Here is a 13,607-nt window from a genome sequence, read left to right as displayed (position 1 = left end):
GAGACCCCGCCGGTATCGGCTGGTTTAGTGTAGAGGAGCCAGCATCATGGCATTAGACATTCTTGTTGTTGATGACGAACCGGACATTCGCGAGTTGATCGCGGGCGTTCTGGGCGATGAAGGCTATTCTGTTCGAACGGCCGATACGGCAGAAAATGCGATTGATCAGGTCCGGGCGCGTACGCCACGACTGGTTGTTCTGGATGTGTGGTTGCAGGGCAGCGGCATGGACGGGCTATCGCTGCTTAAATATTTTAAGTCGATCGATCCGATCCTGCCTGTCATCGTCATTAGCGGGCACGGCAATATCGAGACGGCGGTCGCTGCGATCCGGCGCGGGGCATATGACTTCATCGAAAAGCCCTTCAAGACGGACCGTCTGCTGCACCTGATCGAACGCGCTATCGAGTCGGCAGCGCTGAAATATGAGAATGCGGCCCTCAAGAACCGCGCGGGCGACGATGAGCAGTGGATCGGCAACAGCCAGGCCGCTGCGAATTTGCGTGCATCCATCGACAAGGTCGCGCCGACAAATTCCCGCGTGATGATTACGGGCCCGGCCGGATCCGGCAAAGAATTGGCCGCGCGGCTGATCCATCGCAACTCCCAGCGTGAAAACGGCCCGTTCGTCGTGGTCAACGCTGCAACGATTGCTCCGGACCAGATGGAAAGCGCGCTGTTCGGGGAAGAGGATTCCCAAGGCCGTACAACGCGTATTGGCCTCTTTGAAAAAGCGCATAATGGTACTCTGCTGCTGGATGAAGTGGCGGACATGCCTCTGGGGACACAGAACAAGATCCTTCGAGTGCTGACGGAACAGCGATTCCAACGTGTCGGCGGTCGGTCTGATGTCAGCGTCGATGTCCGTGTGATGTCCGCCACGACCAAGGATATCAAGAAAGAGATCGATGAGGGCCGTTTCCGGGAGGATCTCTATTATCGGCTGAGTGTTGTGCCGCTGCGGGTGCCGTCGCTGGCTGAACGCCGCGATGATATTGGCGATATGGTGCGCTACTTCACTGACCGCATTGCAGATTCCTCGGGTCTGACGCCACGGGCCTTCTCTCAGGAGGCCATGGCAGTACTGCAGTCGATGGACTGGCCGGGAAACATACGCCAATTGCGGAATGTGGTGGAGCGGATCCTGATCCTGTCTCCCTCCGATGCGAGTCGACCTGTCAGTGTGGATGAGCTGCCCAAGGATTCAGGTGCCCAGGGCGCGGACATGTCGAAGGCCGGGTCTGCTGAACTGGTCGGCTTGTCTCTGCGCGATGCCCGCGAGCAGTTTGAGCGTGAATATCTTGCACTTCAGATCACTCGCTTTAACGGAAATATATCGCGAACTGCTGAATTCATTGGAATGGAGCGCTCAGCCCTGCACAGAAAATTAAAGGCTTTGGGCGTTAACTCTAATCTCACTCGTCAGGACGGCTGACGCTGTCGAAGGGCTGTAAACAATGCGGGTTCTGATTTGCGGAGCAGGCCGTGTGGGACACGGAATTGCCCGGCGTCTCGCGCGCGAGAAGCACGACATCACCATCATTGATGAAAATCCGGATCTGGTGGACCAGGTTTCCACCGATCTCGATGTACGCGGTTTTACCGGACACGCGGCGCATCCGGATGTCTTGAAGAAAGCTGGCGCGGCTGATTGCGAGATGATCATTGCCGTCACGCACTTTGATGAAATCAACATGGTGATCTGCCAGATCGCCCATACTCTGTTCTCAGTGCCTTACAAGATCGCGCGTGTTCGTGACCAATCCTATATAGACCCGGCCTGGAAGAATATCTTTTCTCGCGAGGGTCTGCCGATCGATATGGTGATCTCGCCGGAAGTCGAGGTGGGGGAAGCCATCCTGCAGCGTTTCCGTACGCCGGGCGCCGTCATGAGCGCGAGCTTTGGCAGTGGCCGGATCCGTCTGCTGGGGCTTGAGATCGATGAGAGCAATCCCCTGCTCGATACCGCAGTTGACCAGTTACGCGGCCTGTTTCCTGATCTGTCGGCACGGATCGTCGGAATCGGGCGGGGGGAGTCCGTGCGTGCACCGCGCTCCAATGACGTGCTGAAGCCTGGTGATCGCGCCTATGTGGCTGTCCTGGATGAGCATGCAGACAGGCTGACCTCGATTTTTAACCGTGACACCGAGCGCACCGGTCATGTCGTCATCGTGGGCGGCGGGAATGTAGGCCTTTATGTTGCCAGTACGCTTGAGCGAGAGGGCAATCACCGCATCAGGCTGATCGAGAATGATGCTGACCGTGCGAATGAGGTCGTCTCCAAGGTTAAGCGGACAATCGTTATTCAAGGCGATGGTCTCAACCCGGATATTCTGGCTGAGGCAGGCGCCGCGAAGGCGGATTTCGTTATTGCGATCACCAATGACGACAAGGCCAACCTGCTGATTTCCAATCTTGCCAAACGGGCAGGGGCGAAGCGCACACTCTCTCTCGTCAATGCCACGGAACTCGCCGGGCTTGCGCGGGATTTGAGGGTGGACGCCGTACTTGATCCGCGCGCTTTGACTGTCTCGCAAATTCTGCTGCGCATGAGGCGTGGCCGTATTCTGGGTCTCCAATCGATTGAAGACGGCAAGGCGGAAGTGGCCGAAGGCGTTACACTGGAATCCTCTTCCCTTATCGGCAAATCTCTCGGCTATGACGATTTACCGGAAGGGGTGACTGCCGCTGCGGTAATCCGTGGCAAGGAAGTCCTGATTGCCGGTCCCGATGTGACCGTGCGCGCTGAAGACCATCTGATTATCTTCTATCAGGGGGAACTGGTAAGAAAGGTGGAGAAGTACTTCCGGGTCAGCCCCGACTTCTTCTGATTCCATGTATTACGCGTCTGTCGTCCGGGTACTTGCTCTTCTCATGCTGATCGTGGCGGCGGCTGCGGTGCCATCTGTGGTGATTTCTTTCTTTGCTGGTGAGGACAGTCAGACCTTTGCGTTTATCGCAATGATCCTGACGATCATTGTGGTGGCCAGCAGCGTGCTGTTGCTAACGCCTAAGCCCAGCCGCAAGGCCATGCCATCAGATGCGCTCGGCACGGTCATACTCTGGTGGTTCATCACGCCAGTCGTGACGGCACTACCGTTCATCCTGGGTGTCGATAATGACAGCATTGTCCGGGGATTGCATGAGGCGACCTCCTGCCTGACGACGACAGGGCAATCGGTAATTGATGTCGAGAATGATGTCTGGCCCATCAGCCTTGTCGTCTGGCGCGGAATGCTCCACCTGCTTGGCGGACTGGCGACCATTGTCACAGCCGCAAGTGTTTTGGCGGCACTGAACATTGGGGGGCCCGGCATTCACCGCACAGTCTTGTTTACGGTGCCCGAGACCAGTTTTTTTGATGCTGTGCCACGTGTTGCGCGTGTCGTCTGCGCAATGATGGCAATAAGTATTTTGGCGCTGTTCGCCGCGCTCGTTCTGCTCGGAGTACCGGCTGAGCGCGCGTTGGGAGATACGGTGAGCGTATTGACCACAGGACTTGTCGATCCTGCGGGGGCGGGGCGTCAGCCACTGGATACTGGCCCCTCAATCATCCTGGGCCTTGGGTTGATTGTTGGCGCCATGGGGCTCGCCATATGGCTGCCATTGCGAGACTGGAAACCCCTGAAAGCCATTACAGACCCGGAACTCGTACTATTCATCATCTTGATAGGCGTATTCGTCCTGGCTGCCGTGCTTTCCGATTTGAACGTCACCGAGGGTCTGTCTTGGGCAATTTCAGCGCTCTCAACGTCAGGATTACCCTTATCTGATCCTAACGACTATCAACGTATCCCGCTGACGGTTCTTGTACTGCCCGCTCTTATCGGCGGATCAGCACTGTCTGCTGCAGGTGGGGTGAAGATTGCGCGTTTGATCGTATTGTCCCGCCGGGCTGGTCAGGAGTTCCGCCAGTTGGGTTACAGGCGTTCCATTCTCGGTTTTCAGTTCCGGGACCGCGAGCTGGACGAGCGCAGCGTGATCGGCGTCTGGGTGTATTTGATTGCCTATATCTTCGCTGTGTTTGCCGTGATGATCGGGTACAGCTTTCTGGGAGAGAGCTTTGATCCTTCGATCCGGCTCTCCATCGGCAGTCTCACAAACTCTGGGGCGGTGGTGGGGGATTATGCCTCCAATCTCAATCCGGCTGCCGATTTATTGACCATTTTTGCGATGATCCTTGGTCGATTGGAAATCCTTGCCCTTTTTCCTGCGCTTTCTGTGAGTTTTTGGCGGGGGTAACGGTTGTTCGCACTTGCACAAGCCCTGTAATCTCGTTAGCTCGCGACACATAAGAAGAAAAAGCCAGATTGGACCGACGTTATGTCAGCTGACAAGAAGCAGAACTTGCAAGATACATTTCTGAATGCCGTCAGGAAATCCCGCACGCCTTTGACCGTCTTCCTTGTTAACGGTGTTAAGCTGCAGGGTGTGGTGACGTGGTTCGACAATTTCTGCGTCCTTTTGCGTGGCGACGGTCGTCCGCCGCAACTGGTTTACAAGCATGCCATCTCCACCATCGCTCCGAGCGCCCCTGTGCAGCTCTTTGATGAGGAAATGGATGAGGAATAAGTCCTCTTGAACGACAAGATGATTGATCGCACGCCGGCGCCAGAAGTGGCCGGTGCGGTTATTCCGTGGTTCACCCCTGCCAATCGTCCAACAGAAGACCGCTTGCAGGAGACTGCGGGTCTGGTTGAAGCTTTGGGTTGTGAGCTGGCTTTCCTGCGGCCGGAGCATGTGAGGAAGGTCAATTCATCTGTCCTCCTGTCTGGCGGTATTCTTGACCGTCTCGCTGAAGACCTGAAGGCGCATGAGTGTACCATAGCCGTGATCGATGGCGACCTGACCCCTGTGCAGCAGCGCAACCTTGAGCGCCGTCTTGAGGTGAAGGTAATCGACCGGACAGGTCTGATTCTGGAAATCTTCGGCCTGCGAGCGCGGACCAAGGAAGGGCGACTTCAGGTCGAACTCGCCCGGCTGTTGTATGAGCGATCGCGTCTTGTGCGTACATGGACCCACCTCGAACGCCAACGCGGCGGTGGGGGCTTCCTCTCCGGGCCGGGTGAAAGCCAGCTGGAAGCCGACCGGCGGATGCTGGATGAGAAGATCCTGCGTCTGCGGCGTGATCTTGAAGACGTGAAGCGGACTCGCGCGGTTCAGCGGGCGGGGCGAAGGCGCAGCGGCAAACCTGTTATCGCTTTGGTCGGTTACACAAATGCCGGCAAGTCGACCCTGTTCAACCGGATCTCCGGCGCCAATGTCTTTGCGCGTGATATGCCTTTTGCAACGCTTGACCCGACTATTCGGCGCTTCGACCTGCCGACACTCGGTGAAGCTGCTCTTATTGACACGGTCGGCTTCATTACGGATTTGCCCACGCACCTGATCGACAGCTTCCAGGCAACACTGGAAGAGGCGATGCAGGCAGATCTCCTCGTCCATGTGCGGGATCGGTCTAGCCCTGCGGACCTCGACCAGGCGCACGATGTGATGCTGGTGCTTGAGCGCCTGCAGAAGGAGACAGGCCTGCCTCTGCCGCCAATGATCGAAGCGTGGAACAAGAGTGATGTCCTCCCGGCTGAGCGGGCAGAAGCGCTATCCTATGCCGCGCATGGTGACAGGGAGCATACTGCGGTTCTGGTTTCAGCTTTGACCGGCGAAGGCATTGAAGAGCTGCTCTCCGAAATCGAAGGGGCTCTGCTGCGCGGTGCCAGCGAACTCGTTCTGGACCTTGCTCCTCCAGATGGCCGGGCCAGAGCCTGGCTTCATCGCAATGGGGATGTGATCTCTGAAGAGACGGGTGATAGTGGCCATGTCGAACTTACTGTCCGGTTGCCCCATGACAGGATCGGACAGTTCTTTGCAGAATTTCCAGACCTGAAAGGCGACTGACGATCTAGTCGCGCTCCAGCCGCTTCACGGCTTGCCAGAGTGATTCCTGTGCCTCGATGTCGAGCTTAGCAAAATCCTGTCCATTCTTGTCCGCTAGAGCTTCCATGGCGCGGAACCGGCGCTCAAACTTTCCATTGGCTCTGCGTAGCGCGACTTCGGGATCGATTTTCATTCTGCGTGCAAGATTGGCAGCGACAAAGAGCAGGTCTCCGATTTCGTCTTCAATCTTTTCTGCCTCGCCGCTGGCGATGGCTTCGCGGACTTCGTCTGCCTCTTCATCCAGTTTCAGGAAGATGTCCGCCGGATCCGTCCAATCAAAGCCGACGCGCGCAGCGCGCTTTTGAAGCTTTTCGGCGCGAAGCAGGGCTGGCAAGGGCAGGGCTACCCCATCGAGAGCACTCGCTGTGGTCTGAGGGGCGCCCTTAGCGGCTCGCTCAGCCGCTTTGACTGCTTCCCACGCGACTGTTTGCTCTTCAGCGCTACGCTCGTCCCCCTGGTCAAAGACATGGGGATGGCGACGGACCATTTTCTCGCAGATAGCTTCTGCAACATCCGCAATATCAAACGCGCCACGTTCGTCAGCCATCTGGCTATGGAAAACGACCTGAAAAAGAAGATCACCCAGTTCTTCCCGAAGGTCAGACATGTCGTTGCGCTCAATGGCGTCCGCAACTTCGTAAGCCTCTTCGATCGTGTAGGGCGCGATTGTGGAAAAATCCTGCTCCAGATCCCAGGGGCATCCGTCCTCAGGATTTCTGAGCTTGGCCATGATGTCGACCAGTCGCTGCATGTTCTCAGCGATGCGCAGTTTTTCGTCTTTCGGTGCAATATCGGACATATGGATTCCCTAGACTGACTCAGTCGGAAAAGCGACCGTGTGAAAGGCGTGAGACAGGGGCTGTAAGTAGAGAAGCCAATTGACATCGTACGCGACTAACGCAAGCACAATAGAGGCAAGATTTGCTGGAAGACAAAAGCGAGCCCATACAGCATGACGCAAGATCCAGCACTTATTGGTGTTTTCATTTCAGGACGTACTCTGTCAGCCTGGTCTTATGGCGATGATGGAGAGATTATCGCGGTCCATACAGAACAATCAGGTTCAGCAGATTCGGCTGCGGACAGCGCAAGCAGGGCATCCTATTTCCTTAACGAATGGCTCGGGGAGGCCCCAGCCTGTCCTGTGCTCGTCGCCGGTGGCGGTTATTCGATTCGGCATGGAGAGGTTTCAGACTTCCTGTCCGCTCCCTGTCGCATGGATGCCATCAGCGCGGGGCTGATATCCCGGCGCGGATTGCACCTGGTTCCAGGCTTGAAGCAGACTGCCCCTCCGGACTTTCTCATCGGCCCCGAGACAAGCCTCTTCGGCATCGAAGAAACCGATGGTCTGATATGCATGCCGGGCCCTCACACCCACCATATCATGGTGGAACACGGTCTGATCTCTGGAATAACGACGGAGATGACTATCAGCCTGATGCAGGCCGTCCTGAAGGAACAGCACCACACGGAAGCACAGATCTTTTCAGAGGCCGTTTTTCGTGAATGGACAGAAAAGTCGCTGGATACAGACGACGCTGTATCTCCGTTTGCCGTGCATGCCGCATGCAGTATCGGGAAGCTGAAACCTGAATTGTATCAGTGCGCTCTCGCGGGACTGATGATCGGAGCTGACATAGCTGCGCATTATGAGCCCGGTGATGATGTGATTCTTATCGCTGACGGTGATTTACTGGATCAGTACGGGCTGGCCTTGGAAATCATGGGAGCTGAGATTATTGAATATTCAACAGAAGAGACGCGCCGCGACGGCTTGCTTGAGATCGCGGAGGTCGCAGGGCTGCTTGATCAGTAGCGCCTGAAGGAAGTGATTGGGCCGTCTGGATATGGAACGCCAATGATTATTACGCCGGAATGTGTCGCCCCGACCGGATGTATGCTGGGTGAAGGGCCGCTGTGGAGCCCCAGCGAGGGCTTTCTCTGGTGGGTGGATGTCAAACGGGCCAAGCTACACCGTTACAACCCACGCACGGGCAATACACGGCGCTATGACTTGCCGATCAAGGCAACCGCCATGGCTCTTTATGGCGGGAATCTCCTGATGGTGGGAGATCGGGAAATCGGCATCTACGATCCGTCAACGGAAGGCTATGAGCGCCTCACGGCATTGGAAGACGAACCTGAAGGAAATCGCACCAATGATGGCGGCGTCGCGCCTGATGGCTCTTTCTGGTTCGGGACGATGGACGATCAGGAGAGGGAAGCCCAGGGGCAGTACTATCGCTATTCAGCGGATGGCAAACTGAGCCAATTACGACTGCCCTCTGTCATGGTCACCAATACGTTCCAATTCTCCCCGAACGGTAAAACCTTCTACACGTGTGATTCGGCGGAGCAGGAGGTGCTTGCCTATGATTATGAGGCAGACGGCAACAATCTGACCGGGAGGCGTGTGCTGGCCGACACCTTTTCCTTCAATGGATATCCAGATGGTTCAGCGATCGACTCGGAAGGATGTCTGTGGACCTGCCTTTGGGACTCATCCCGTGTCGTTCGCTTCACACCCGACGGTGACGTTGATCAGGTTATTGTCCTGGCGGCGCCGCGACCAACGAGTGTTGCGTTTGGGGGTGATGATCTCAGAACCCTGTTCATTACCACCGCGAGGGTAGGGATGTCCTTTCCAGAGCTGGATTCCCGGCCTTTGTCAGGCAGCCTGTTCTCTGTGCGGGTCTCTGTTCCTGGCCTGCCAGGGCGGGAGTTTGGCAAGTCGGACTGAATGGTGCCCTTGCATGTTGGAGGCAATACGCTCACATGCAGGCCAGTTCAATGAGTGCACTTAACCGTGGACTAAACCGCGCAAAACCGCTAACCCCCCGTTTTTCAAGAGAGAGTCGGAATGGCCGATAAAGCGAAAAAGAAACGAGTAGGACCGATTACCTTTCTGCGGCAGGTTCGCGCGGAAGGTAACAAGGTGACATGGACATCCCGCCAGGAGACTATCCAGGCGACGATTTTCGTTGTCATCATGTCTGTTCTGATCGCCCTTTTTCTCTTTACCGCTGATATCGCGATCAATTTCGCCGTAAGGTCCATTACGGGCATTCATCAGTAACTAGACCGGCAACAATTCATTAGGGAGCGCGTAGGCCTCATGGCTGAAGCCAAATGGTATATCGTCCACGCTTATTCAAACTTCGAGAAGAAGGTCGCAGCGACCATCCTCGAGCAAGCTGAGCGCAAGGGACTGTCAGACCTTATCGAGGACATTCAAGTCCCGACCGAGGAAGTTGTTGAGGTTGCACGCGGCAAGAAGAAGACCGTCGAGCGCCGTTACTTCCCGGGATACGTTCTGCTCAAAGCCCAAATGACTGACGATGTATATCATCTCGTGAAAGATACACCGAAAGTGTCAGGCTTCCTTGGCGCAGAAGGTGGCAAGAAACCACTGCATGTGCGTCAGCGCGAAGTAGACCGTATCCTTGGTACCGCGACCGAAACGGGCGCAGAGCGTCCGCGTCCGAAGATCTCCTTCGAGATCGGCGAGCAGGTGCAGGTTAATGATGGTCCGTTCCAAGGCTTTGAGGGGTCTGTTGAAGAGATCGACGAAGAGAACGGCCGCTTGAAGGTGACCGTGTCCATCTTTGGCCGTGGAACTCCTGTCGATCTGGAGTTTGAACAGGTCGCAAAACTATAAGCCAAATAGGCGAATCATCTGCGTAGCAGTTGATTGCCTAGTTTTGCTTGAAACACTTTTCTTTGGGCGTTATTTCCCGCTCAACGTGCCGCCTTAGCTCAGTAGGTTAGAGCGCTAGATTGTGGATCTAGAGGTCCCCCGTTCGAACCGGGGAGGCGGTACCACCTTCCCCCAAATGTGGAATAACTGCGACAGTTTGTGGCGCAATTGCGGTCAAATCTTTCCCAATTATGAACGCCTGTAGCAATCTGTTGCAAATGGGTCGCGGTAATCAAGAATTGCCCGGTTTTTACTCATTAAACTTCCGGAAAAGGCTCGCCCCAAGAAAGAAATGTGTTTATTCAGGAACCATACGCGGTGTTACCCGTATGAACCTGCGGCCGAGGACAATCCCGTCATCGGCACACTAAAGGGGATTGAGTATGAAAAGAACTCTTATGTGCGCGACAGCCGCGGCCGCTTTTGCGTCGGCCGGCTTTGTCGCACACGCCGAAGACGGGTGGTATTCCCGTGCTGACGTAACTTACAGCTTTGACGGAACGTTCGATCACGATCCGGCTGTCGAAAACGTGCCTGGTTCCATGGCTGGCGATTCTGACGCCAACGATATCTGGGGCGCTGATGCCGGTTTCGGTTATGGCTTCGACAACGGTCTGCGCCTTGAAGGCCTGCTTGGTTATAGCGCTGGCAACATCGATGTTACCGGGCTTTTCAACCCGCCTGCTACGGCTTTCTCTGGTGGTTCTGGTAACCTCCAAGAAGTAGACCTGATGCTGAACGGTCTTTACGACTTCAACCGTCAGGGCGCTCTGCAGCCTTACATCGGTCTTGGTGTTGGCTTCGTTCGCGCAAAAGCCAAAGCTAACAACCTGGTTTTCACAGACGGTACACAGTCCGCTGCTGCTAACGGCTTCAGCGACACAGACACCGGTCTGGCTTATCAAGGCCTTCTCGGTCTTGGCTACAAAGTATCTGATCGCCTGACGATGGACGTCGGTTATCGTTACCGCGTTGTCGAAGATCTCGAGCTTGCTGGCTACAATGGTGGCATCGATTATGACGCAAGCTACACCAGCCACACGGCTTCTGTCGGTCTGCGCTATGCGTTCGGTGTAACGCCTCCGCCACCACCGCCGCCGCCTCCGCCACCACCACCACCACCGCCGCCACCTCCGCCACCACCGCCACCACCGCCGCCTCCGCCGCCGCCAACGACGACGACTGATGCTCCGGAAGTTGTGTGCTCCAGCCTCGACCAGGAGTTCGTGGTCTACTTCGAGTGGGATCGCGCTGACCTGACGAGCCAGGCATCTGCGGTTATCGATCAGGCTGTTGCCAATATCAGCGGTGAAGCTGGTTGTGCGCCGAGCAGCGTGACGATCGCTGGTCACACGGATACCTCTGGTGCGAGCGCATACAACCTGCGTCTGTCCGAGCGTCGTGCTGACGTTGTTGCCAATGCACTTGCTGCACGCGGCATCAGCTCTGCGATCATGGACGAGGAAGCCAAAGGTGAGACGGATCTCGCTAAGGCAACCCGCGACGGTGTTCGCGAACCTCTGAACCGTCGTTCAGTCGTTACTATCACTGTTCAATAAGAACTGATTACGACAAGAAACGGCCCGGCCTAACAGCCGGGCCGTTTTTGTTTGTGCCGCCATTCAGATCGCACTTGCCGAACTTGGTTACCTGTGAAACCAAGGCGCTATGACGACATTGACAAATCTGACTGAGCTCACCCCCCTTGATGAGGCGGCACGTGAGCGCTTGAATGATGCTGCCCAGGCTATGGTCGCGCGAACCTCTGCCTGGTCGGACGTGAATACAGGCAGCTGGAACACAGCCGGTTTGAAAGCCTTTGCGCCTACCCTCGCAGAGGCCTTTTCAGAACTTGAAGCTGATGTGGAGCTTGTTCAAACTGAGGGCTTCGAAGCCGTTGCTGATAATGGCAAGGCAGAAGCCCAGGAAACAGGGCCTGTGCTCCAGATCACAGCGCGTCCCGAAGCTGAAGTACAGGTCGTGCTTTCCGGCCACTATGACACTGTCTTTCCGGCGGGTACGTTTGAGGGCGTTACCGATCTGGGTGATGGTCGTCTTAACGGACCCGGTCTTGCAGATATGAAGGGCGGCCTGTGCGTGATGCTTGAGGCGCTGAAGGCTTTCGAAGCCGGACCTTTGAAAGACAAACTCGGCTATCGCATCGTCGTCACACCGGATGAAGAGATCGGAAACTTTGCCAGTGGCGAGTATCTGACGCGCGCGGCGCAGGCAGGCGCGATGATCGGCATGACATATGAACCTGCTATGGAAACGGGTGCGATGTCTGGCGGCCGCAAAGGCTCTGCTGTTTTTGACATCGTTCTGCATGGCAAGGCTGCGCATGCCGGGCGCGCGAAGGAAGAAGGCCGCAGCGCTATTGAGGCTGCTGCGGAACTGGTTCTCGGGCTGGAGGCACTCAACGGCCAACGCGAGGGTGTTACCCTTAATGTAGGAAGCATCGATGCCGGCTCAGCCGTGAACATCGTGCCGGATCTGGCAATTGTACGCTTTGGGGCACGCGCGCCTGATGCTGCAAGCGCAGAATGGGCAACAACACAGATCAAGTCGCTTTTTGAGAAGGCTACCGCCCGTGACGGGATTTCCGGTCACCTCCATGGCGGCTTCTACCGCCCACCAAAACCCAGGAATCAGGCCCAGCAGGCGCTCTTCGATGCGGTTCACGCCACAGGGCAGGCCATCGGGTTGGATCTGGAATTTGTAGATACCGGGGGCGTGTGCGAAGGCAACAACATCTTTGCCGCTGGGGTGCCGAATGTCGATACGCTTGGCGTCAGGGGCGGACGAATACATTCACATGAAGAGTTTGTCATGACGGATAGCTTCTCAGAGCGTGCGACGCTTTCCGCACTTATTCTGCATCGTCTGGCGGACGGACGGCTCGATGCAAAGCGTATCAAGTCACTAATGGGGAACTAGTATGTCGAGCCCTTATGTAATGCGTCCATCACGGATGGATGACTTACCTGCGTTAATGGAGCTCGCGGAGCTTTCCGGCCCTGGCTTTACCAGCCTCCCGGTTGATGAAGGAATTCTGAAAGACCGTCTGAAAAAGTCTGAAGACGCGTTTCATTCGCGTTTGCAACGCATTGAATACGGCAAATACCTTCTCATGATGGACAATACCGAGACCGGTGAGGTCGTCGGATGTTCCGCTGTGAAGGCAGGTGTTGGCATCGACCAGCCCTTCTTTAACTACCGCATCATCACCCTTGCGCAGGCGAGCCATGCTGCAGGAAACCTGCGCTTTGACATGGATGCGTTGGTGCTTACCAACGAATATGTCGGGTGCACGGAAGTTGGTACGCTTTTCCTAAAAGCCAATCATCGTGGTGGCGGTGCAGGGCGTCTTGCTGCGCAATCCCGCTATTTGATGATGGCGGCTGCGCCGGATAGGTTCGGCGAAAAGGTACTCGCAGAATTGAGGGGCGTTGTTGACGAGAATGGGATGTCTCCATTCTGGGAATGTCTTGGACGTCATTTTTTCCGTATGGATTTTACGGAAGCCGACAGATTGTCCGCAACGACAGATAATCAGTTCATTTGTGATCTGATGCCGAAGTATCCGGTTTATGTCGACTTACTTCCCCCGGAGGCCCGTGAAGTCATCGGCCGGTGTCACTCAGATGGGGTAGGTGCATACAAGCTGTTGCAGTGGGAAGGTTTTGAGTTTGATCGTACCGTCGATATCTTTGACGGCGGTCCTCTTGTGGCCACTCAGAAACGCCATTTGCGGACAATTCAGGAAAGCCGTGTGGTAAAGCTGGAAGCAGGAGACGTGGAATCTTCGACTGAGGCACGAAAGGGATTGGTCTCAACTGACAAATATCCCGATTTCCGCGCATGCCAGGCACAGATTCTGTGTCAGGAGGATGATGTGGCGATCACATCGAAAGACATATTTGAACAATTGAAAATCAAGCCGGGTGACAAGGTGCGCATCTGGCTGAGGAGCTAG

13 protein-coding genes and 1 tRNA gene are annotated in these 13,607 nt (G+C 55.9%); 13 read left to right on the top strand and 1 reads right to left on the bottom strand.

The genetic code is table 11. The features are described from left to right. Positions 1–46: 46 nt before the first annotated feature. The 5 genes from ntrX to hflX all read left to right on the top strand — a co-directional run bounded on the left by ntrX (position 47) and on the right by hflX (position 5,895). Positions 47–1,435 carry a nitrogen assimilation response regulator NtrX gene (ntrX, locus tag HY29_RS16100; protein WP_034798777.1) on the top strand — a complete coding sequence of 463 codons (1,389 nt, stop codon included), beginning with the start codon at positions 47–49 and terminating at the stop codon, positions 1,433–1,435. Positions 1,436–1,457: 22 nt separating this feature from the next. Next, entirely contained in the window at positions 1,458–2,831 is a 1,374-nt protein-coding gene (trkA, locus tag HY29_RS16095; RefSeq protein ID WP_034798775.1) for a Trk system potassium transporter TrkA, read from the top strand. Between the two features lie 43 nt (positions 2,832–2,874). Next, positions 2,875–4,242: a potassium transporter TrkG gene (locus HY29_RS16090; protein WP_034798774.1), complete on the top strand. Its 1,368-nt coding sequence runs from the start codon at positions 2,875–2,877 to the stop codon at positions 4,240–4,242. Positions 4,243–4,323: 81 nt separating this feature from the next. Beyond that, positions 4,324–4,572: an RNA chaperone Hfq gene (gene hfq, locus HY29_RS16085; RefSeq protein WP_034798772.1), complete on the top strand. Its 249-nt coding sequence runs from the start codon at positions 4,324–4,326 to the stop codon at positions 4,570–4,572. Between the two features lie 6 nt (positions 4,573–4,578). Next, positions 4,579–5,895 carry a GTPase HflX gene (hflX, locus tag HY29_RS16080; RefSeq protein ID WP_081811457.1) on the top strand — a complete coding sequence of 439 codons (1,317 nt, stop codon included), beginning with the start codon at positions 4,579–4,581 and terminating at the stop codon, positions 5,893–5,895. Positions 5,896–5,899: 4 nt separating this feature from the next. Here hflX and mazG read toward each other — a convergent pair whose 3' ends face one another. Further along, positions 5,900–6,733: a nucleoside triphosphate pyrophosphohydrolase gene (gene mazG, locus HY29_RS16075; protein ID WP_081811456.1), complete on the bottom strand. Its 834-nt coding sequence runs from the start codon at positions 6,731–6,733 to the stop codon at positions 5,900–5,902. 153 nt (positions 6,734–6,886) lie between these two features. On the opposite strand from mazG, the gene HY29_RS16070 reads away from it, so the two are divergent. From HY29_RS16070 to HY29_RS16035, 8 genes are all read left to right on the top strand, one after another. After that, positions 6,887–7,750 (top strand): 2-dehydro-3-deoxygalactonokinase, encoded by an 864-nt coding sequence (locus HY29_RS16070; protein WP_034798771.1) that lies wholly within the window; start codon positions 6,887–6,889, stop codon positions 7,748–7,750. Between the two features lie 42 nt (positions 7,751–7,792). Next, positions 7,793–8,674, top strand: a complete 882-nt coding sequence (locus HY29_RS16065; RefSeq protein ID WP_034798770.1) for an SMP-30/gluconolactonase/LRE family protein — start codon at positions 7,793–7,795, stop codon at positions 8,672–8,674. A gap of 120 nt (positions 8,675–8,794) precedes the next feature. Then, positions 8,795–9,010, top strand: a complete 216-nt coding sequence (secE, locus tag HY29_RS16060; protein ID WP_034798768.1) for a preprotein translocase subunit SecE — start codon at positions 8,795–8,797, stop codon at positions 9,008–9,010. A 39-nt stretch (positions 9,011–9,049) separates the two neighbouring features. Next, positions 9,050–9,592 (top strand): transcription termination/antitermination protein NusG, encoded by a 543-nt coding sequence (nusG, locus tag HY29_RS16055; RefSeq protein WP_034798766.1) that lies wholly within the window; start codon positions 9,050–9,052, stop codon positions 9,590–9,592. Positions 9,593–9,679: 87 nt separating this feature from the next. Beyond that, positions 9,680–9,756: transfer RNA gene (locus HY29_RS16050), tRNA-His, on the top strand. A gap of 258 nt (positions 9,757–10,014) precedes the next feature. Continuing rightward, positions 10,015–11,190 (top strand): OmpA family protein, encoded by a 1,176-nt coding sequence (locus HY29_RS16045; protein ID WP_034798765.1) that lies wholly within the window; start codon positions 10,015–10,017, stop codon positions 11,188–11,190. Between the two features lie 109 nt (positions 11,191–11,299). Beyond that, positions 11,300–12,568, top strand: a complete 1,269-nt coding sequence (locus HY29_RS16040; RefSeq protein ID WP_034798763.1) for a hydrolase — start codon at positions 11,300–11,302, stop codon at positions 12,566–12,568. Position 12,569: 1 nt separating this feature from the next. Continuing rightward, positions 12,570–13,607: an arginine N-succinyltransferase gene (locus HY29_RS16035; protein WP_034798761.1), complete on the top strand. Its 1,038-nt coding sequence runs from the start codon at positions 12,570–12,572 to the stop codon at positions 13,605–13,607.

Source organism: Hyphomonas beringensis, from assembly GCF_000682755.1.
GTDB classification, from domain to species: Bacteria; Pseudomonadota; Alphaproteobacteria; order Caulobacterales; family Hyphomonadaceae; genus Hyphomonas; species Hyphomonas beringensis.
This window is presented reverse-complemented; position numbering and strand designations above follow the sequence as displayed.